At 39.8% G+C, this 22,097-nt stretch carries 17 protein-coding genes and 1 tRNA gene; 10 read left to right on the top strand and 8 right to left on the bottom strand.

Going from position 1 to position 22,097, the window contains the following annotated elements; all coding sequences use genetic code 11:
• Positions 1–101 precede the first annotated feature (101 nt).
• The 4 genes from BSAG_RS04570 (at position 102) to BSAG_RS04585 (ending at position 4,154) form a co-directional block, all read left to right on the top strand.
• Positions 102–572 carry an MBL fold metallo-hydrolase gene (locus BSAG_RS04570; protein WP_004314337.1) on the top strand — a complete coding sequence of 157 codons (471 nt, stop codon included), beginning with the start codon at positions 102–104 and terminating at the stop codon, positions 570–572.
• A gap of 189 nt (positions 573–761) precedes the next feature.
• Entirely contained in the window at positions 762–2,270 is a 1,509-nt protein-coding gene (locus BSAG_RS04575; protein WP_008771029.1) for a 4Fe-4S binding protein, read from the top strand.
• A gap of 19 nt (positions 2,271–2,289) precedes the next feature.
• Positions 2,290–3,693 (top strand): aldo/keto reductase, encoded by a 1,404-nt coding sequence (locus tag BSAG_RS04580; protein WP_004314340.1) that lies wholly within the window; start codon positions 2,290–2,292, stop codon positions 3,691–3,693.
• Positions 3,694–3,701: 8 nt separating this feature from the next.
• Complete coding sequence (locus BSAG_RS04585; protein ID WP_004314341.1) at positions 3,702–4,154, top strand: DUF1893 domain-containing protein; 453 nt, start codon at positions 3,702–3,704, stop codon at positions 4,152–4,154.
• Positions 4,155–4,268: 114 nt separating this feature from the next.
• On the opposite strand, the gene BSAG_RS04590 is transcribed toward BSAG_RS04585, so the two are convergent.
• The 5 genes from BSAG_RS04590 to BSAG_RS04600 all read right to left on the bottom strand — a co-directional run bounded on the left by BSAG_RS04590 (position 4,269) and on the right by BSAG_RS04600 (position 13,268).
• Complete coding sequence (locus BSAG_RS04590; RefSeq protein ID WP_004314342.1) at positions 4,269–8,258, bottom strand: two-component regulator propeller domain-containing protein; 3,990 nt, start codon at positions 8,256–8,258, stop codon at positions 4,269–4,271.
• Between the two features lie 241 nt (positions 8,259–8,499).
• Complete coding sequence (locus BSAG_RS0223460; RefSeq protein ID WP_004314343.1) at positions 8,500–9,672, bottom strand: ABC transporter permease; 1,173 nt, start codon at positions 9,670–9,672, stop codon at positions 8,500–8,502.
• Positions 9,656–10,840, bottom strand: coding sequence for an ABC transporter permease (locus BSAG_RS0223455; RefSeq protein WP_004314344.1), 1,185 nt, complete (start codon positions 10,838–10,840; stop codon positions 9,656–9,658). Before BSAG_RS0223455 ends, BSAG_RS0223460 begins: the two co-directional genes overlap by 17 nt.
• A 22-nt stretch (positions 10,841–10,862) precedes the next feature.
• Positions 10,863–11,849, bottom strand: coding sequence for an HlyD family secretion protein (locus BSAG_RS04595; RefSeq protein WP_004314345.1), 987 nt, complete (start codon positions 11,847–11,849; stop codon positions 10,863–10,865).
• 6 nt (positions 11,850–11,855) lie between these two features.
• The gene (locus BSAG_RS04600) at positions 11,856–13,268 is read right to left on the bottom strand and encodes a TolC family protein (RefSeq protein ID WP_004314346.1); all 1,413 of its coding nucleotides are present in this window, start codon (positions 13,266–13,268) and stop codon (positions 11,856–11,858) included.
• A 231-nt stretch (positions 13,269–13,499) separates the two neighbouring features.
• On the opposite strand from BSAG_RS04600, the gene BSAG_RS04605 reads away from it, so the two are divergent.
• The 4 genes from BSAG_RS04605 to BSAG_RS04620 all read left to right on the top strand — a co-directional run bounded on the left by BSAG_RS04605 (position 13,500) and on the right by BSAG_RS04620 (position 17,459).
• Positions 13,500–13,572 (top strand) — tRNA-Gly (locus BSAG_RS04605).
• A gap of 206 nt (positions 13,573–13,778) precedes the next feature.
• Complete coding sequence (gene proS / locus BSAG_RS04610) at positions 13,779–15,272, top strand: proline--tRNA ligase (RefSeq protein WP_007752799.1); 1,494 nt, start codon at positions 13,779–13,781, stop codon at positions 15,270–15,272.
• Positions 15,273–15,484: 212 nt separating this feature from the next.
• A complete protein-coding gene (locus tag BSAG_RS04615) occupies positions 15,485–16,162 on the top strand; it encodes a response regulator transcription factor (RefSeq protein WP_004314349.1) in 678 nt (225 codons plus the stop codon).
• 22 nt (positions 16,163–16,184) lie between these two features.
• Entirely contained in the window at positions 16,185–17,459 is a 1,275-nt protein-coding gene (locus tag BSAG_RS04620) for a sensor histidine kinase (protein WP_004314350.1), read from the top strand.
• Between the two features lie 131 nt (positions 17,460–17,590).
• Here BSAG_RS04620 and BSAG_RS04625 read toward each other — a convergent pair whose 3' ends face one another.
• The 3 genes from BSAG_RS04625 to BSAG_RS04635 are packed head-to-tail and all read right to left on the bottom strand — an operon-like array spanning position 17,591 to position 20,438.
• Complete coding sequence (locus tag BSAG_RS04625) at positions 17,591–18,547, bottom strand: ABC transporter permease (protein ID WP_004314351.1); 957 nt, start codon at positions 18,545–18,547, stop codon at positions 17,591–17,593.
• Positions 18,540–19,283, bottom strand: a complete 744-nt coding sequence (locus BSAG_RS04630) for an ABC transporter ATP-binding protein (RefSeq protein WP_004314352.1) — start codon at positions 19,281–19,283, stop codon at positions 18,540–18,542. Before BSAG_RS04630 ends, BSAG_RS04625 begins: the two co-directional genes overlap by 8 nt.
• Before the next feature lie 3 nt (positions 19,284–19,286).
• Entirely contained in the window at positions 19,287–20,438 is a 1,152-nt protein-coding gene (locus BSAG_RS04635) for an NEW3 domain-containing protein (protein WP_004314353.1), read from the bottom strand.
• Between the two features lie 319 nt (positions 20,439–20,757).
• Between BSAG_RS04635 and BSAG_RS04640 the strand changes: the two genes are divergently transcribed.
• Together BSAG_RS04640 and BSAG_RS04645 are read left to right on the top strand one after the other, a co-directional pair.
• Entirely contained in the window at positions 20,758–21,195 is a 438-nt protein-coding gene (locus BSAG_RS04640) for a PepSY-like domain-containing protein (RefSeq protein WP_008019169.1), read from the top strand.
• Between the two features lie 21 nt (positions 21,196–21,216).
• The gene (locus BSAG_RS04645; RefSeq protein WP_004314355.1) at positions 21,217–22,074 is read left to right on the top strand and encodes a PepSY-like domain-containing protein; all 858 of its coding nucleotides are present in this window, start codon (positions 21,217–21,219) and stop codon (positions 22,072–22,074) included.
• Positions 22,075–22,097 lie beyond the last annotated feature (23 nt).

The following is a 22,097-nucleotide window of genomic DNA, read 5'->3' as shown; positions in this document are numbered from 1 at the left end:
TGCTTTCAGTAATTATGGTATAACAATCTGTAATCTATATACTAACGAGCTCTCTGAATACCTATATATTTGCTGCGTGAAATAATTTAGTCATTAATTATATGCGTATCATATTCAAGAAATTCAGAACACGTATGATTGTAGGATGTATATTAGCTGTAATAGCGTTGCTGGCTGTATCAGTCGTTGTTTTTATCAATCAACCCAGCTTCGGCAGAACTCCTCGCGGGGAACGGCTGGAGAGAGTCATGAAATCTCCTAATTATAGAAACGGAGGGTATGATACGCATTATGCGGAAATAGGCAACCGCTTCCCCAATATCGACCTTGCAATCCTCGAAAACGGGCAATACGACAAAGAGTGGAGCTTAATTCACCTCATGCCCCAATATATGGCGCAGACAGCCAGAGACTTAAAAGCGAAGAAAGTCCTGACCGTACATCATTCTAAATATGCGTTAGCCAAACATCGTTGGGACGAGCCTTTGAAGAACGCAGAAGAGATGAAGAATAAAGATTACCTCAATGTATTGATTCCGGAGATCGGAGAGGTCGTGACATTAGAAAAATAGCTCTTCACCTAATACGGTTAAACGTTTCTTTTCTATTTATCAGTAAAATTGGTAAAACATTCTGTAATCTGTATAGTTGAAAAACAAATTTCACTGATTAAATTTGCAACGTTGAAATACATAAGGTTGAATCCTGACTGTTTTGGACATTTAGAGATAACTACTATAAATTGAAAATTAAAAAAGTTTATGCTACGTACTATCAGACTTTCAGCCGCCATTGTGTGCTTTACGCTTATTACCCTGCTTTTTCTCGACTTTACGGGTACATTGCACACATGGTTCGGATGGTTGGCGAAAATTCAATTTCTGCCGGCTTTATTAGCCTTGAATATAGGTGTCGTATTGTTTTTAATTGTGCTTACATTCCTGTTCGGGCGTATCTATTGCTCCGTTATCTGTCCGTTGGGAGTGTTTCAGGACATCGTTTCGTGGATATCCGGTAAACAAAAGAAAAACCGGTTCCGCTATTCATCGGCAATGAAATGGTTGCGGTATGGCGTTTTAGGAGTGTTCATTATCATGATGGTTGCAGGGCTGAATTCTTTGGCTATCTTACTGGCTCCGTATAGTGCTTATGGACGGATAGCTTCCAGCCTTTTCGCGCCGGTTTGGCAGTGGGGAAACAACCTGTTGGCATACTTTGCCGAACGAATGGATAGTTATGCTTTTTATGAGGTAGATGTATGGATGAAGAGCCTTTCAACACTGATTATTGCCGTTGTCACTCTCATTGTCCTTTTCATTCTGGCGTGGCGTAATGGACGAACGTATTGCAATACCATCTGTCCGGTGGGTACTGTATTGGGATTTATATCCAAATATGCGATATTCAAACCGGTGATTGATACTTCCAAATGTAATAGTTGCGGTTTATGTGCCCGTAATTGCAAAGCATCATGTATCAATTCAAAAGCTCATGAAATTGATTATAGTCGTTGTGTGGCTTGTATGGATTGCATCGGAAAGTGTAAGCATGGAGCCATTAAATACACTCGACGGAAACCTAAAAACGAAACTGCTACAAGCGAAGATATGAAAGCAAAGGCTGTCACTACCGAACAGATTGATAATGCCCGCCGTAGCTTCCTTTCGGCATCAGCAATCTTTGCGACAACTTCTGTCCTGAAAGCACAGGAAAAGAAAGTGGACGGCGGGTTAGCCACTATTGAGGATAAGAAGATCCCGAACAGAGAAAATCCGATTTATCCTCCCGGCGCATTAAGCGCACGTAATTTCACTCAACATTGTACGGCCTGCCAATTATGTGTATCTGTTTGCCCCAACCAGGTGTTGCGTCCTTCAGACAATCTGATGACATTGATGCAACCGGAAATGTCGTATGAACGCGGATATTGTCGTCCTGAATGTACCAAATGTTCGGAGGTTTGTCCGGCAGGTGCTATTCATCTGACCAGTCTTGCCGAGAAATCGGCTATTCAGATCGGACATGCCGTATGGATTAAAGAGAACTGTGTGCCTTTGACGGATGGAATGGAGTGTGGCAACTGTGCCCGCCATTGCCCGACAGGTGCCATACAAATGGTGGCTTCCGATCCTGACAAAGCGGATTCTCTAAAAATTCCGGTAGTGAATGTAGAAAAATGCATTGGTTGCGGAGCGTGTGAAAACCTTTGTCCGTCCCGTCCTTTCAGCGCCATTTATGTGAGCGGACACCAGATGCACAGAATTATTTGATCTAAATCAGTATAAGATTATGGAAGAAAAAAATAAGAAAGATATAAATAGAAGAGATTTCATTAAGATTGTAGGTATCAGCGCAGCCACATCGACCGGGTTGCTATACGGATGCTCTTCAAAGGGGACTACTTCTTCAAGTAGCGCAACAGGAGAAGGAGAGGTGCCCACCGATAAAATGACTTACCGCACATCTCCAACCACCGGTGACCGTGTTTCACTTTTGGGATATGGTTGTATGCGTTGGCCGCTCAAATCTGCTCCCGATGGTAATGGTGAAGTTATCGACCAGGATGCCGTCAATGGATTGATAGATTATGCAATCGCTCACGGAGTAAACTATTTCGATACATCTCCGGCGTATGTACAAGGATTTTCCGAAAAGGCAACAGGTATTGCATTGAGTCGTCATCCCCGTGATAAATATTACATCGCTACCAAATTGTCTAATTTCTCTCCTGATACGTGGTCTCGCGAAGCCTCGCTCAAGATGTACCACAAATCGTTTGCGGAGCTACAAGTTGACTACATTGATTATATGTTGCTCCACGGCATCGGCATGGGAGGAATGGAAGCCCTTAAAGGACGATACCTGGATAACGGAATACTTGATTTTCTGGTTAAAGAGCGTGAAGCCGGACGTATCCGGAATCTCGGATTTTCTTACCATGGTGATATTGAGGTATATGATTATCTGCTCTCACGACACGATGAATTTAAATGGGATTTTGTACAGATACAACTCAATTATGTAGACTGGAAACATGCCAAAGAGACCAATACTCGAAATACGGATGCGGAATACCTCTATGGCGAACTGGCCAAACGGGGGATTCCTGCCATCATTATGGAACCACTTTTGGGAGGACGTCTATCCAAGTTGAATGATAATCTGGTGGCACGGCTCAAACAACGTCGTCCGGAAAGCAGTGTCGCTTCTTGGGCTTTCCGTTTTGCCGGTTCATTCCCAGATATTCTGACTGTATTAAGTGGTATGACTTACATGGAGCATCTGCAGGATAATCTCCGCACTTATTCTCCTTTGGAACCATTGACAGATGAAGAAAAAGAATTCCTCGAAGAAACGGCACAATTAATGCTGAAATATCCTACTATCCCTTGTAACGACTGCAAATACTGTATGCCATGTCCGTATGGGCTGGATATACCTGCTGTATTGTTGCATTACAACCGTTGTGTCAATGAAGGTAATGTCGCCAGAAGCGGGCAGGATGAAAATTATGCGAAAGCCCGACGCGCTTTTCTTGTCGGATATGACCGTAGCGTGCCCAAACTTCGACAGGCAAGTCATTGCATCGGTTGTAATCAGTGTGTGGCTCATTGCCCGCAAAACATTGATATTCCGAAAGAACTGCACCGGATAGACCAGTTTGTAGAACAATTGAAACAAGGTACTTTATAAAAGAAACGATGGAAGAATTAATCAATCTATTACATACGGGAGGATATTCCTGTACCATTGCTAACGGAGGGAAAATCCGCACTTTCACTCAACGTGGCGTAGCCGATCTCTATGATTTGCTAACACAGGAACCGGAGTTTCTTAAAGGAGCTTTGATTGCCGACAAAGTGGTTGGCAAGGGAGCTGCAGCCCTGATGATTCTGGGTGGTATAAAAGAATTATATACGGATATTATCAGTACCAAGGCTTTGGAGCTATTCCGGAAATCAGATGTGAAAGTTGATTTTGCGCAGGAAGTTGCTTTTATCTGGAACCGCGACCGTACAGGAGGATGTCCAGTAGAAACTATGTGTATCGAAGTGGAATCAGCTGAAGAAATATTACCGCTGATCCGCGATTTCCTGGAAAAATCAGAAGTAGGAAGTAAAAAAGAGATAACTGAAACACGAAATAAAGTATGAGAAAAAATACAGCTTGTTAAGTCTTGAAAAAGAAAGTTCTCCTCTGCTAAAGATATTCATAGCAGGGGAGAACATATTATAATAATAGGACTTATTCATCTATTTTTCTATTTATCAATCTTCGTCGTCATCTTCCAGATCAGTAGCAGCGGGATTACCTCCTCCTTTAGCATACCTGCTCGGACTCATCTTATAGTATTTTTTGAATACTTCCCGGAAATATTTAGTTTCAGAGAATCCAACCATGTCTGAAATCTCATTAATGGCATATTCCCCCTCTTTCAATAACTCGGTAGCACGTTTCAAACGCATCACCCGAATAAACTCTGTCGGAGACTGTCCCGTCAATGCTTTCAATTTACAATAGAAACTGGTACGGCTCATGCCACTTGATTCACAGAGCATATTAACGGAAAATTCAGGGTTGTTTATATTCTCATCCACGATTTTCTTTACATTTGATATAAACTTCCAATCGAGGCTGTTAGTACCGTTTGCAGATGGAACCATTGATTTCGCTTCTATATCCAGATTGGCATATCTCATGCGCAACAGTTCCCGGTTTGCCAACAGATTAGCGATATTCGCCCGTAATATTTTCACACTGAAAGGTTTGATGAGATATTCGTCCGCACCAATCGACAGTCCATCCAGAATATTGTTTTCTTCTCCCAAAGCAGTGAGCAACAACACAGGAATATGTGAAATCTCAATATCACTTTTGATAGCAACACACAATTCATCTCCCCGCATTTCCGGCATCATGATATCAGAAAGAACCAGTTCCGGCCAATATTCTTTGATAATAATCAACGCTTCCTTTCCGTTAGCGCAAGCTTGTACATTATATATAGAAGATAATGAACTGACCAGATAGGAGCGTAGCTCATCATTGTCTTCTACAACAAGAATCCGTCGTAAATTTGGATTATCTATCGTAGCGGTTGTCTTTGCTGGTACATTCGGAGCGGGCAGTACAGGAGCCAACGCCTCAAATTTAGAAGGTGCTTCGTCACTGATATTTTGAGAATTCTTATTCTTTTTCGGAAAAACAATTTTGATTGTCGTACCTTGATGCTCAACACTATCTACACTAATTTTACCTCCATGAAGACTGACCAGTTTTCCTACCAGCATTAATCCGATACCACTACCCGTCACTTTAGAGTTAATAGCATTGCTGGCACGGAAATGAAGCTTGAACAACTTACTTTGTTCACTGGCAGGAATACCTATACCTGTATCCTTGATTATCACTTTCCATGAATCATTCGTATCGGATACGGAAATGCTGACCTTTCCATTTTCCGGAGTATATTTTAGCGAGTTTGATATTATATTCTTCAAAATAGAATCCATCTTCTCCTTATCAAACGATACATTCATATAGCTGAAAGTACTCTCGTATGTATATTCAATGCGCCTGATGGCTGCATAAGAAGCAAATGTATCATATATATCATTCATATAGGTATTCAACTCATACTCGGAGACACTCATTTTAGAGGAATATACATCCGTCCGTTCAAAATTAATCAGATTGCTGACCAGTCGTAAAAGTACTTCTACATTTCTCAATGCAATGTTCGTACGAGTGATTCCATTGTCGGTAAGCGTCTCTTCTTCCAATAATTCCTCCAAAGGTGCTTTTATCAAAGTTAATGGAGTACGTATATCATGCGCCGTATTAATGAAGAACTGCGTTTTTTCATCAGATATATTCTTTTGCTTTCTCAGATTTATCACCCGCAGAACGAAATAAAATCCCCCGATTACCAACAGGATATAACATAAGATAGCCCACCAACTCGACCAAAAAGGCTGTGTGATGATAACTTTCATAGTACGTTCCTGAAAAACAATGTCATGTTCTTCTCTGGATACTGCACGCACATGAAGGGTATATTTACCCGGAGGCAAATTGGTGAAACGAATCAAATTATTTGCTCCCGGTTGAGTCCATTTTTCATAAAACCCTTCTAATTTCCATGAGTATAGTGCACTTCCGGGAGAATCATAATTGATTGTAGAAACTTCAAATGAAAACGTATTCTCATCATATGCCAGCTCTAATACATCTGTCTCATCAATACTCTTCTGTAAAGGGGAACCCTTGACACCCGGATAAACAGGTTGATAAGAAAGATGGAAATCGCTGAATATCAATCTGGAGAACTTATAATCCGGAAATTTCACATTCACCGGAAGTTCAATTGCTCCATCCGTACTACCGAATACAAAGTTTTTATTTTTACGCACCGTTCCTGCTGCTGCATTAAAATATGAAGGTAGCAATCCTTCTCCTTTGGTCCAATTACGAAATATCTTTTCTTTAGTATGAAAACAGGTTATTCCATTCTCCGTACTCATCATTATACGTCCATCTACTTCCGACAATATTGTAAATATTCTGTTTGAAACTAATGCAGAGTTATCAGAAAAGTAATGCTCGAAGGTTTTATCTTGAGGATGATAGATAAATACTCCCATACCATTTGTCCCGATATATAATAACCCATTATCTGCCTGATAAAGCGTATTGATATAAGTAATCCCTACCTCCATTTCAATATACTGATATTCACCAGTATTTCGATTCAACAAATACAATCCGATAGCAGTCCCAATCCACATATTATCTTTGTCTTTTTCAACAATGGACGTAATGGAATTCAATCCTGAATATAGACGTGTAGTGTTAGTCTCCAGATCAAAACATTTTAGATTATAATATCCTCCCGACCAGATATACCCTCTTGAATCTTTAACTATATCACGAATATATTTATCCGGACGCATATTGACGTGAGAAAGCAGGTAAGGAGAGAAGTATTCAACTGATAGAGTCTTTTTATTTATTTTATAAATACCGGAAGTATATCCTCCTGCCCATATAATGCCGGGAGACACTTCACATAGAGTAATAAAAATATGATTCTTGTCTTTTAGTTGCTGATTAAAAGAACTTAGGAATGAATGCCACTGACCTGTTTTTGAATTATAAAGACTAATACCATTACTAGTTCCAAACCACAAATCACCTTCATGATCTTCAATGACCGCTTGTACCTGATCATTGATTAATGATTGGACATTGCCCATAGCGTGTTTCATCCAATGATAATTCTCATAGCGATTATCAATCACCGTAATCCCTGTGGGATAGTTAGCAAGCCATATCCGCTTTTCTTCATCCACAAATACATCATTGATATTATTCCCATTCATTTCATTATAACTTTGATAATTAGCAACAATGTAATGTTCCAGCTCACAAGTATTTGCATTAACCTTATATACTCCCATTCCTTCTGTTGCAATCAGTAACTCCGTTTCATTCAACGGGCTGATGCGAGCTATATTTACGTCACTAAGATCAGCTTCCGGTCGTATAATCTCCTGTGTATTCATGTCGTACACAAAAACTCCTCTTTCAAATGAACCGATAAATAGTCTTTTTAATTGCTTATGAAAATATAATTCACTTACTTGCGCATGAAAATAATCCAGTGTTTTAACAGGAATAGTCTCCAAAATGCCATTCTCCAGTTTAACATATCGAACGCCTAGCTCTGTTGCTATAAAGAAATGTTGTTCGTCTATTTGTTCTATCGCTGTGATATTACTATGTAGTATATTGGAAAATTGAAGAATGTGAGCATCATTTATATTATATAGTAATATAGAATCCTTACAACATAGCCAAATGTTATTATTCCGATCCAAATAGCCACAACTAATTGTTTCAGAAATATCCGGTAGTTTATATACCATTCTGAAATCATCTTCGTTTGCTTCATATCGAAAAACCCGTCCCTGCTTACCGATCACCCATATACCAATTTGTGGACCTGTATACAACCATCCCAAACGTACAGGAGCATCTAAAGTACTAGCTTCTTTATTTAATTTATAGTGTTTTATATCTTTACCGTTATAACGATCCATTCCTTCATTGGTGAGAAACCACATGTACCCTTGTGTATCTTTCTGAATATTGAATATCCGGCGATTGCTCAAACCATTTTCTATTCCTATATATTTGTATGTCTGTGCTGTAACCCAAATAGGAAAAAAAAGGAGAATATATATAATGTATTTCATATAAACAGTTGTTTTTAAACTACTTCTAGCAATCATATAAATATAACAATTAACGAAACTAGACAAAAGCAATGAAAAATGCAAAGAAGTAGAAGAAATTCTCTAAGAAAACATTCATTTGGAAACAATTTTATTTCCAAAGTTGATTATTTGCATATAGAAGTTGATTTATCTGAAAGTATTCTTTGATTGTATGTCACAATTAGCGCATGTTTTGGTTTCGTTAATTTAACCAATAGGATCAGATTTCCAGTTTTTTCTTGTAAACCCATATGCTTATTATAAAATAAATAAATACTTGTATCCAAAGGGTTATATATTCCGGTCTGATATCCGCCATACTGGCTCCCATAGAATTCAATTTCACAAAAGCAAGTGTGCCTGGTGCAGCGGGAAGAATGTAATGTGCAGCTTTCCAATACCAAGGCATTAGTTCCATCGGATAGGAAACCCCGGAAAGAAATATTAATCCTACAGAGAAAAAGGCGATCATGAGTAGGGGAGCTTCTGAATCCGTAAAATACCTGGAAGCTGCCAACCCCAGAAAGGAGGTCGCCATCAGGTATGGAATCAATAATAATACAATGTATAGTCCGTTTCCAATATTAGGAATACTGAAAAAATGGGGGAGCAAGCCTAATAGAAAAAAAGCAAAGATGGCATAAAGAGCACAGTATACGGATGTTTTTCCTGCCACTATACGAATAGCAACTCCCCAGCCATTTCCAAAAGGAGTGTAAGCGCGGATTCCTCTGTTGCTGTGCTCTTCTCCGGTCACCATACCAATAACCATCAATAAAGTCTGGAAGATTATAATCATCATAACTGCGGGAATAAGATAAGAGCCATAGCCTTCTGTATAATTATAAAGTGCAGTTCCTATTACATTGATCGGTTTTGCCATAGTTACGGCAAGCAATCCTTGAGGCGGAAGAAATACAGCTACATCAGGCCTGTATTTATCATTAATAGCCAGCATGACACGCGATGAAGCCTCCTGCAAAGCCTCGAAATACAGGAAAGCATCCGTAGTTGCATAAAGAGAAAATACGGCTTCATCTCCCCGGAACACTCGCTTCTCAAAATCATGAGGCAGATAGAGTATTCCCTGTACTTTGCCTTCTTTCATCCATTCTTTTGCTTCGTGATAGTCCATCGCCTGGCTATAAATCTCTGCTTGGGGAGTAGCATCCAGCCAACGGATAAAGTCACGACTTAATTCACTATGCGAATTATCGACTACGGCAACAGGAACATCGGTTACAATATTCGGTGCATACATATAATTGTAGAGTAATCCGTAGACAAAGATTCCTCCCATCAACACAAGCAGAACTGCATAACTAGTACTGATAGCTAGAAATTCACGACGAATGATGAATGATAACTGTTGTAACTTACTTAATGTTTTCATACTTATGACTTTCTATAGCTCGTTTTAAATGGGGAAGCAACAATAGGGCCAACAACGGAAAGATACAGAGTATCACAGCCGACGGCCAAAGATGGATAAAACCACCGCCTCCATAAAGCATGGTTTGCATCATCTCCGTAAAATGACGGACAGGGAACAAATAGGAAGCATCCCTCACCAACGGATACATATTGGAAACCGGAAAGGTTACCCCGGACAAGGTAGCCCCCAGAGAACCTACCATAGAGACTACGCTTATCACCAACGAAATTGCCGGAAACAGCGAGAATAAAAATAGCCCTAAAGCCTGCGTCGCAATGATGAAAAGCACGGTCATGATATTCATTAACCACCAACTCCCCTGAAAAGGGATATGCAGGATACCGAACATGACATAATTAGCCAGCCATCCTATCAGTATATATATAATGGTATAAGGTAATAACTTGCCCAAAACAGCAGTTACTATATTGCCTTTAGCGGTCGTCAACCAATCATTTGCTGTACGGAACTTAATTTCAATACCGACCGTATAAACAGTGATCAACAAGATCAAGACCTGAAACAAAACAAAGAAAAAGGGCTGACTCAAATATACCGAATAATCCAAACTTGGATTATATATCGGATGGTTATTAGCCTGCACTGGTAATAAAAAGGTGGTAATCTGATTCTGTTCTACTCCGAGAGCCACGGCTTGCATCACCACAGGGGAAAGAGCCACCGGAGCTAATGATGTTTCGAATGCCGCCATCAACTCACCGCCTACCGACAATAATGCATAGTGATAATAGTAGGAGAGTGTTGCATTCTTTCCGGTGATAGCATCTTGCTCAAATTGGGGAGGTATGGAAAGATAACCATAAATCTCTTTCTTTTGTACAGATTCACGGGCAGCCGCTTCATCTGCAAAATGCTTTGTCACTTTAAAAGTCGGTACGGCAGAGATATTCCTGGCAATAGTCCGGGAAGTAGCAGTGTTATCCTGATCGACAATGCCGATAGGAATATTTTCCATCTGTCCGTTGCCAAAAATCGTAGCCATAAAGAAAAGGGTGAACAACGGCAAAACAATGCAGACGCCAAAATAAAGGCGCCGCGAAGTCATTCGCTGCCATTCTCTTAACAATACGGAACGAAAAGGGAAATATGTTTGTGATTCATCCATTCGCTGGTTTATTTGATGTCAATTAGTCTAAAGTCAATAACACGGACATACCGGGACGCAAGTCATCTACTTTTTCGGTCGGACGCGCATGAATCTCAAATGTACGTAGGTCATAACTTCCGGTCTGCTTGGTTGATTTCCAGGTAGCAAAACTGCCTAACGGACTTATATAATAGATTTTGAACTCTATATTTTCTTTACCGATGGCGGGTACATCTGCTACGAATGTTCCGTCCATTTTAAACTGTGGCATCAGATCTTCCCGTACGTTAAGAACGACATGGATATCATCCATAACCACCAGGTTCATAATGGGAGTTCCCGGCGCAACCAATTCTCCGCGTTTAGGAAAGATTGTTGCTATCTGTCCGCTTTCCGGAGCTGTCAACCGGGAGTCAACCAATAAAGCCGAAATTTCATCCACCGTGCTTCGTGCAGCATCCACCATACTGGCAGCTGATGCTTTATCTTCTTTCTGTGCACCGTCTACAGCCATCTGATACTGCTCGTATGCAGCACGTTCGGCTGCTACAGCCGCTTTATACATCGCTTCTACTTCATCCTTCCTTTGAGAAGTGACAACACTGTCTTTATATAAAGTGAGAATACGGTTGTAGGTTGTTTGAGCGAGAGTTAGGTCGCTCTTCGTTTTATTCCACAACTGCAATGCAGTAGCCACAATCTGACGACGGGTTCCGGCATCAATTTTCTTGTTTTGCTGTACCGCTACTTGTTCCAATGCATTCACTTGTTGATACTTGGCATATACTTCAGGGCTATTAATAACGACAAGAGTATCTCCTTGGTGTACCCAATCGCCTTCCTGAACGAAGAAAGTATCGATACGACCGGGAAGTTTTCCACTGATACGGATTTCTGTTGCTTCAGCCTGTCCTTGCAGAACTAGCTGTTGTTTATGCATTAGTATAACTCCTAAGCCGGTAAAAATACCGACCGCCAAAAGGATGATAACAAAAGCCCATGATAGGGTTTTACTAGTTGGTTTCATTATTTGTTACGGTTTAGGTTGATAGTTTGCAAATTGTTCCGGTGTGCCACAAAGCGAGAGTAGATTTATAAGTGCCACATCATATTCATAATACGCTGCCAAACGAGCCACTTTTACAGTGGCAAGCATAGTTTCAGCGTCAATAACTTCGGTAGATGTTGCCATCCCTTCTGTGAACGACTTCTTTCGGATACGAACCAGTTCTTCGCTTAAAGTAATTGTTGCATTTAAAGCTTTTACATTATCCTGTGCCTTTTCCAACTGCGTATAAAGTTTATCTACACCAACAGCCAAATCGTCGCGAGCCTTCATCTGTCCCAAAGCCAGTGTTTGTTCCGTCAATTTCGATTGCCGTACTTTCTTCTCCCGATCCAGTCCGTCAAAGAGATTCCATGTAAAACCAATACCTATCATGGTACGTGGCAACAAATTACTCTGAATACCATGCGAATACAAGGTCTGTTTTCCGAAAAGGGCTATATTCGGCAGATACCCGCTTTGAGCAATCCGTACTTCTTGTTTGGCAATATGTTGCTGTAACTGTAATTGATTGAGCGTATAGTTCCCGCTGTTTACAGAAAGATCAAAAAGCATTTTAGGAGGTAGTGAATCATTCATAAAAAGGGGAGAGGTAGGAATGATATTAGCATCTGTATCCTTTTTATTTAGCAAGACTTTTAAAGCACTTTGCACCACTGTTTCTTCTTTCCGCGCAGCTTCCAATGCTCGTTTAGCTTCATCCATATTCACTTGGGCGAAAAGTCTGCCTGCTTTGTCAATCATTCCTGCTGCCTCTAATTTCAAGGCATTTTCATAATGTTTCTTCAATCCGTTATAAGTTTCTTCACGAACAGTTACTATTTGTTGTGCCAGCCGAAGCCCATAATAACTTTCAACCAACAGGTTTTGCTGGTTGGCCGACACCTGTGCCCGGCTTTCTCGTGCCAAATCAACCATCGTTCTTCCGATATTGGTGGCACGAAAACGTTTACCACCGGAAAAGAGTACCCACTCGGCTGATAAATCAACAGTAGTCAGGTTTCTGGGAGTCAGGGGAAACACCAGTGTGTTGGCTCCAATTTGATCTAGTATGGATGAAATGACCTGATCATCCGGAATAATGGAATGTACAAAGTCTTTAGCCGGATCAGTAAACTGCGATAGGGGCTGTTTTACTTCAATCTTCTCCGACATGTGCACAAACGCACCCGTAGACTGAAGACTGGGATACCAGAAAGCATTCAGTTTATCACGTTCAGCCTTCGCAATCTCAATACTCTTATCTGCAATTTTCAAACTCTGATTTCCCTGATTCAGCAGATGCAGTGATTCTTCAAAACTTAATGGTGTCTGTGCATCTATCTGACTGATGGAGAAATACAAAGTCAATAGTATAAAAAGTCGCTTATTTTTTTTCATACTGGTTAGGTTATATCTGATTTCGAGATATTCTAACAGATGAAAAGAGAGGTTTGTTCACGCTCTTTCGGTTCCAGTCCTTTTTTCATCAAAACAAAAGAGTAAAAGCAACTTTGATATTACTTTTTTCTTTCATTAAAATTTCTGTGATTTTATTTGAGATATAAAAATTATGTTTACCTTTGCATCACCGTTTCATAAGGCTTTTAAGTCGGGAAACACAATAAATATGCGGTAATAGCTCAGTTGGTAGAGCACTAGCTTCCCAAGCTGGGGGTCGCGAGTTCGAGCCTCGTTTACCGCTCTTTTGAAAATCAGGTGGTTATCTTAAATAAACTGCCTGATTTTTTTATTACCAGGATCCTTTTCTATTGAAATACATATTATAGAGGAAAAGAAACAAAACATGACTTTAGAAAATTAATGCATGAAGAATAGGGCAGTTCATGCATTTTTCGTATTTTTGCACCCTGTTTTAACACTCAAGAAAACTTTAAATAGAAAAATATAATGGCAAAAGAACTGAAAGACCTTACCAAACGCAGTGAAAACTACTCACAGTGGTACAACGATTTGGTGGTAAAAGCTGACTTGGCAGAACAGTCTGCTGTGCGCGGATGTATGGTGATTAAGCCTTACGGATACGCCATCTGGGAAAAAATGCAACGTCAATTGGATGATATGTTCAAAGAAACAGGACATGTAAACGCATACTTCCCGTTATTAATCCCGAAATCATTCTTAAGCCGCGAAGCTGAACACGTAGAAGGTTTTGCTAAAGAGTGTGCCGTTGTAACGCATTATCGCTTGAAGAATGCAGAAGACGGTTCAGGAGTTGTAGTAGATCCTGCAGCTAAATTGGAAGAGGAATTAATTATCCGCCCGACATCAGAAACAATCATCTGGAATACTTATAAGAACTGGATTCAGTCATATCGTGACCTGCCTATTCTCTGCAACCAATGGGCTAACGTTTTCCGTTGGGAAATGCGCACACGCCTTTTCCTGCGTACTGCTGAATTTCTGTGGCAAGAAGGCCATACTGCTCATGCTACTCGTGAGGAAGCAGAAGAAGAAGCAATCAGAATGCTGAATGTATATGGTGAATTTGCAGAAAAATATATGGCCGTTCCTGTCGTAAAGGGAGTAAAATCAGCCAACGAACGTTTTGCCGGCGCACTTGATACATATACAATTGAAGCCATGATGCAGGATGGAAAAGCGTTGCAAAGTGGTACCTCCCACTTCCTGGGACAAAACTTTGCAAAAGCATTCGATGTTCAATTTGTTAATAAAGAAAACAAGTTGGAGTATGTTTGGGCTACTTCATGGGGCGTTTCTACCCGTTTGATGGGGGCATTGATTATGACTCACTCGGATGATAACGGATTGGTATTACCTCCGCATTTGGCTCCGATTCAGGTAGTGATCGTTCCTATCTATAAGAATGACGAACAACTGAAACAAATCGATGCAAAAGTAGAAGGCATTGTAGCGAAACTGAAAGCATTAGGTATCTCTGTTAAATATGACAATGCAGATAACAAACGTCCGGGCTTTAAATTCGCCGACTATGAATTGAAAGGTGTACCTGTTCGTTTGGTTATGGGTGGTCGTGATCTTGAAAACAACACCATGGAAGTGATGCGCCGTGATACACTGGAAAAAGAAACAGTTACTTGTGAAGGCATTGAAACGTATGTTCAGAACTTGCTTGAAGAAATGCAGGCTAATATCTACAAGAAAGCATTGGACTACCGTAACTCCAAGATTACAACAGTAGATACTTACGACGAATTTAAAGAAAAAATCGAAGAAGGCGGATTTATTCTGGCTCATTGGGACGGAACCACTGAAACAGAAGAAAAGATTAAGGAAGAAACCAAAGCAACCATTCGTTGTATTCCGTTCGATTCATTTGTTCCGGGAGACAAGGAACCGGGTAAATGTATGGTAACAGGCAAACCATCTGCTTGCCGCGTGATATTTGCACGTTCTTATTAAATAGAAATCACACATAATTATAAAAAGGATGGAAACGATTCAATCGCTTTCATCCTTTTCTTTTTTCCTTCCATATTATATTATTTGTGACCTGTCCTAATAGTTCATAGGACATTCAATAGTTATTTCAAACTCTTTTTTCAATCCATTTCAGTTTTATTTCAGAAATATCCCTTTTCTTTGTAGCTGTAAAAAAGAAAGGAGACAAAGTTATGAAGATATTGATTGTAGAAGACGAACCCTCTTTAAGAGAACTGATTCAATGTTCACTTGAAAAAGAACGTTACGTTGTGGAAACAGCCAGTGACTTTAATTCTGCTCTACGCAAAGTTGAAGACTACGACTATGATTGTATCTTATTGGACATCATGCTACCGGACGGAAGCGGACTTAATCTTCTTGAACGACTGAAAGCTCTCCATAAACGAGAGAACGTAATTATTATTTCCGCAAAGGACTCCTTGGAAGACAAAGTTTTGGGACTGGAACTGGGAGCGGATGATTATTTACCGAAGCCATTTCATTTGGTTGAACTAAATGCACGGATTAAAAGCGTGATTCGCCGTCATCAGCATGACGGAGAAATTGATATCCGCCAAGGTAATGTACGAATAGAACCGGATAAATATCGTGTATTTGTCAACGATCAGGAAGTGGAGCTAAATAGAAAAGAGTATGACATCCTGTTATATTTTATCAATCGTCCCGGAAGATTAATCAATAAAAACACTTTGGCCGAATCAGTATGGGGAGATCATATTGACCAGGTTGATAATTTTGACTTCATATATGCACAGATTAAGAATCTTCGCAAAAAGCTCAAAGATTCGGGTGCAAACATTGAAATCAAAGCGGTCTATGGGTTTGGGTATAAAATGGTAGTAGAATAAAAAAAGAAAGAGAATATTGTCCATGAAATTAATATATTACATCATTCTTCGTATTACGCTTGCTTTGACCTTCATACTGACGGTCTGGGCTATCTTTTTTTATGTTACGATGATTGATGAAGTCAACGATGAAGTGGATGACGCTCTGGAAGATTATTCGGAAACCATCATTATCCGGGCATTGGCAGGAGAGGAGCTACCTTCTAAAACCAACGGCTCCAACAATCAATATTATATGATGGAAGTAAGCAAAGAATATGCGGAAAGCCGGGAGGATATTCAATATAAAGACTCTATGGTATATATTGAAGAAAAAGAGGAAACCGAACCGGCACGTATTCTTACTACTATCTTTAAAGACGATGAAGGACGATACCACGAGCTGACAGTATCAACTCCCAGCATTGAAAAAGATGACTTGAGAGATGCCATCCAAGTATGGATTATATTTTTGTATGTAGCTCTGTTATTCTGCATTATTATCATTTCCGTATGGGTGTTCTATCGGAATATGCGACCGCTCTATGTGCTTCTTCATTGGCTGGACGGTTATCAAACAGGAAAAAAAAATAAGCCGTTGAGTAACGAAACCCAAATCACGGAATTCCGAAAATTAAATGAGGCTGCTATTCGTTATGTAGAACGTACGGAGCAGATGTTCGAACAACAAAAACAATTTATCGGAAATGCTTCACATGAGATACAAACTCCACTTGCTATCTGTCGTAACCGATTGGAAATGTTGATGGAAGATGATTCGTTATCAGAAAAACAACTGGAAGAGCTGATGAAAACCCACCAGACTTTAGAATACATCACTAAATTAAACAAATCTCTACTATTGCTTACTAAAATTGACAATGGCCAGTTTACGGATACCAAGCAATTGGAACTAAATGGACTTCTCAAACAATATCTGCAAGATTACGAAGAAGTTTACGACTATCGTAACATAGAAGTAACTATCGATGAACAGGACATTTTCAATGTGACAATAAACGAATCTCTGGCTGTTGCTTTACTCACGAATCTCCTAAAAAATGCATTTGTACATAACATTGACGGGGGACATATCCGGATCACTGTCACCAAAAACAGTATTACTTTCCGAAATTCAGGAGTAAAAAATCCGTTGGATAAGGAACATATCTTCGAACGTTTCTATCAAGGAACTAAAAAGGAAGGATCTACAGGTCTGGGACTAGCAATAGCCGATTCTATCTGTCGTTTGCAACACTTGAGTATAAGATATTACTTCGAACAGAAAGAGCACTGCTTCGAGATTTCCAGACAATAATTTTTTATTCAGAAAACACAAAGGACACGGAGTAAAAAGTGAATAACCGATCGGTAATCATCATCTGATCTATCAGCTGTATTCATTTAACTTATTTCTCTGTGTCCTTTGCGTCTTTTATGGTGAGTCAGTTATCGGGATCGTATTTCTCTCCTCATAAACATGATATAAGAGATAGCGAAACAGATAACTGTTGCTGCAATCAGTCCCGTCAGTTGCGGCCATACGACTAAAAGACTTTGTCCCAACGGAAGCGGACTGGGAATAGCTCCCTGAACCTGTTCCATAGTCAATGGTCCCAAACTTCTAACAGAAGGCATCAATAATGTAGTGGTAGCTTCATTAAACAATTCACTCGGTGCCAAACGCATCAATCCCAAAATAAACTTTTGATAACTGATAATCTGATAAGGCGACGCCATCTGTGACGGACTCAAACCTTTTGCCACCAAATTAACAATCATGGTATAGAATACGCTAAAGAACAACCAAACAGCCACCGATGCCAATGCAGAAGTCGCTGCCTGACGAAAACGAAGTGAAAACAAAATAGCTAAATTCAGCCAAAATGCTACATAAAAGATACTGGTAATGATGAAGAAAACAATTCGCCAAAACTCTTCTGCTGTAGGAGGAATGCCAATGGCAATCAATCCACAGCCCATTACCCAAAAGCCCAATACAAACAGCATGATACCTATTACAATTAGAGCAGCCACAAACTTCGCGTTGATAATGCAATCACGATGAATAGGCTGGGACAGCATACGGCTCAATGTTCCTTTATTTTGTTCGGAATTGACTGCGTCAAATCCTAAGGCGATTCCTAATAAAGGTCCTAAGAAGTTAATAAACAGTACAAAAGAGGGGAGAGTCCCATCTGAAACCGTAAACAACTTCAAAAATAAAAACGAGCCGTCCGGATCATTAGGCTTGATAGCTTCACCAATATTTGTGAGTGCTGTATATAGCGATCCCATGCAGGTAAGCGCTATAATACCTATTAATATAATGAACCGCCAACTTTTGACATGGTCGGAAATTTCCTTGTTGACGATCACCCAAAAAGGATGATTGACTTTATTCATGTCTTTCTCCTCCTTCCTCAAAATAATGGTTATAAATATCAGACAATTCCTGTTTCTTGTCTTTCAGTTCTGCCATATCGATCAACGCAAGTAATTGGCCATTACTAAACAAACCAACCCGGTCGCATACTTTCTGTACCTGATCCAAGTGATGGGAAGAGAAAAGTACAGTCAACCCCTCTTCCTTACTCAACCAGCGAATCAGTTCGATAAACTCCTGAACACCAGCCGGGTCAATTCCTGAAGTCGGTTCATCGAGGATAATAATCTCCGGATTTTTAATAAGCACATCAGCCAATCCCAACCGCTGTCTCATACCACGAGAATATTTTCCGGTCTTTTTGGTTAACTGTTCTTCAAGGCCTACCCGCTTCATCAGTTCCATAGCTTTGGTTTTCGCCTCCTTATCAGGAATACCATTTAATCGCGCTGTATAGATCAAGTTCTCCGGTCCTGTCATATCATCATAAAATCCTACATCTTCAGGCAAATAACCTATCCTCCTTTTTACTTCAATAGGATGAGTGGTAGAATTTATTCCACAGATTTCAACTGTTCCCGAAGTAGGCTCCGTCAACCCTAGCATCATTAAGATAGTAGTTGATTTTCCGGCACCATTCGGTCCCAGCAATCCGAAGATTTCCCCTTTCCGGATATTCAGGCGAATATGATCTACAGCAGTGAAATTACCATATTGTTTGGTCAAATCGGTAAGTACGATCACTTGTTCGCCCATCATTTACCTCCTTCCATATTTACGGAACAGATAGTAAACCACACCGATAGTAGCAATGATGATAAGCACACCTACCCATCCCCATATCATCGGAGTTTTTACCGCAATTCTGAACTGCGCATCGGCATTTACTTCAGGAGTTTTAGCCATGATAGTAGTCACATAGTCCCCGGGCAGCGCTTTTTTAGAAGCTTTCAAAGTAGCCATTACCGTTGATGTCTCTCCAGCTTTTAATGCGTCAACCTTTGAAGGTTCAAAAGTAACTTCCCAGTCTGCAGGTTTATTGGCAGACAACTGAATGTCTTTCAGTAATGAAGAACCGGTGTTTCTTACTTCCAGCTCTAATTTCTTCACATCACCAGCTGTGACATCTGTGCTCAATAATCCGCGAGGAGTAGTCAGTTCCATTTGATAAGAACCAGTGACAACTACCTCCAGTTCCAATTCGGCAGAAGTTGTACCTGTAGCAGCACGTACCGGAATTTTATAGCTACCGGCTTCTACATTGGCAGGAGGGGTAATATCTATACTTACATTTTGTGTACTGTTTGCCTCTACTTGTGCAGAAGTGGCTTGTTTGTAGTTCGGTTTAAAAACGACATTCCACCCTCTGGGGGCATTAGCCATCAAAGCATATAGTTGCTGATCGGCGGTCTGATTCTTTAAAGTAGCACTGAAAGTGAAGGTTGACTTCGAATTTCCCTGCATGTTGGGCTGGTCAGTAGTAAATTCGGTTTGGTACGTTCCTTTTTGGGCAACCACCACATTCAAGGGAAGTTTAGCGTTTCCGGCATATACCACAAAATGATAATTGCCTTTATTCACTTTTAATGGAACTTCGACTTTTAAATTAAAAGTCTTTTTCTCTTTGGGAAGTACCGACAACTGGCTAAGACTCCAGCCACCGGATTTCATTTCGTGTTTCCAACTGGCGGATAATCCGCTGACAGAAAGATTCGCATTCGTCAATTGGTCCGTGTTGTTGATAAGATCAATACTGTAATCAATTGACGCTCCGGGCGATACGGAGATTTTTGTGTAAGGTGTGTACAGAATCACGCTTTTCGGTATTGAATCATTGGCGTGTGTGTAACTCATGGGAATAACCCCCAATAGAATAGCTAATAATAAAAAATAATTTGTTCTCATAGTCATAAAAAAGTTCTTATGGTTATTTAATATGAATATCGTCAAATTCGTGTGTGCAAAAATAAACGATGTGTATATTAGTAGTTTTAAAAGAATCCTAAAGAATCTAATTTCAGGAAGAAATTATAGTGACGCTATCCTTATGGGATGGTGACGGTATCCTTTATAGATAGTGACGCTATGTTAACAGGATAGCGTCACTATATTTTTATGAGATTTTTTTCGATAATTCTCAAAATTCCCAAATCTTTTCAGATTCTCCTTTCATCTTTGCAATGCGAAATTAATAATAGTAGTAAAAACCAATATTTAAAAAACAACGATTATGAAAAAGTTAGTATTCTTATTAGTATGTTTTTTTACTTTGCAAACAGTAGCTCGTGCAGATGACGACAAACCTATTCAGGTAACTCAAATGCCACAACAGGCACAGCAGTTTATCAAACAGCATTTTGCCGACAGCAAAGTAGCATTAGCCAAAATGGAAAGTGATTTCTTCTATAAAAGTTATGAAGTGATTTTCACTAATGGCGATAAAGTAGAATTTGATAACAAAGGAAACTGGGAAGAAGTGAATTGCAAATATAGCGCGGTACCTACAGCTATTATCCCTGCAACAATTCAAAAATATGTAACGACCAATTATCCCGATGCTAAAATCCTGAAAATAGAGAGGGATAAAAAAGATTATGAAGTAAAACTGTCCAACCGTACGGAATTGAAATTCGACTTGAAATTTAATTTGATTGATATTGACTTCTAAACCTTTTAAAATAGAACAAAGATGAAACTAAAGATTTATACACTCTTACTGGCACTTTGCGTTACATGGAGCCTACAAAGTTGTGATAACGACGACGATAATTCAATTGCTGTTCCTACCGAACTTCAAAACGCATTTGCATCTAAATACCCTAATGCTGCAAATGTGAAATGGGAAACTAAGTGCGGATATTATGTAGCAGATTTCTATGATGGATATGAAGCATCTGCATGGTTTACCCAAGATGGAAAATGGCAAATGACGGAAACGGACATTCCTTACAATGCATTACCGCAAGCTGTGAAAACTTCTTTTGAAAAGAGTGAATATGCTTCGTGGAAACAAGATGATGTAGACAAATTGGAGCGGACAGGCGTTGAGACTATTTTCGTAATTGAAGTCGAAAATCAGAACCAGGAGATAGACTTATATTATTCTGCGGACGGAACTCTGATTAAAAGTATCGTAGACACTGATGATGATAACACCGGTCATCTTCCCGTTCAATTGACTGAAGCAATGAGAAACTTCATTAATGAAAAATATCCGAATGCCAAAATCATGGAAATAGATGTAGAAGATGATAGAAATGACTGGGATTTCGGATATACGGAAGTGGATATCATTCATAACGGAATATCAAAAGATGTTTTGTTCGATCAGACCGGAGATTGGCATTCTACTTCATGGGAAGTACGTCAAAATGAACTGCCCGAAGCTGTCAAAAATACGATTAATAATCAATATGGAGAATATCGTTTTGACGAAGCGAAACGTATTGAAAAAGCAGATGGCACCATCTATTATCGGATTGAACTGGAAAAAATGAATGTAGATCTTGAAGTAAATATCAATGAAGACGGCATTGTCATCCCATAAAAAAGGATGCACATGCTCCTGAT

This window comes from Bacteroides sp. D1, assembly GCF_000157095.2.
GTDB lineage: Bacteria > Bacteroidota > Bacteroidia > Bacteroidales > Bacteroidaceae > Bacteroides > Bacteroides xylanisolvens.
This window is presented reverse-complemented; position numbering and strand designations above follow the sequence as displayed.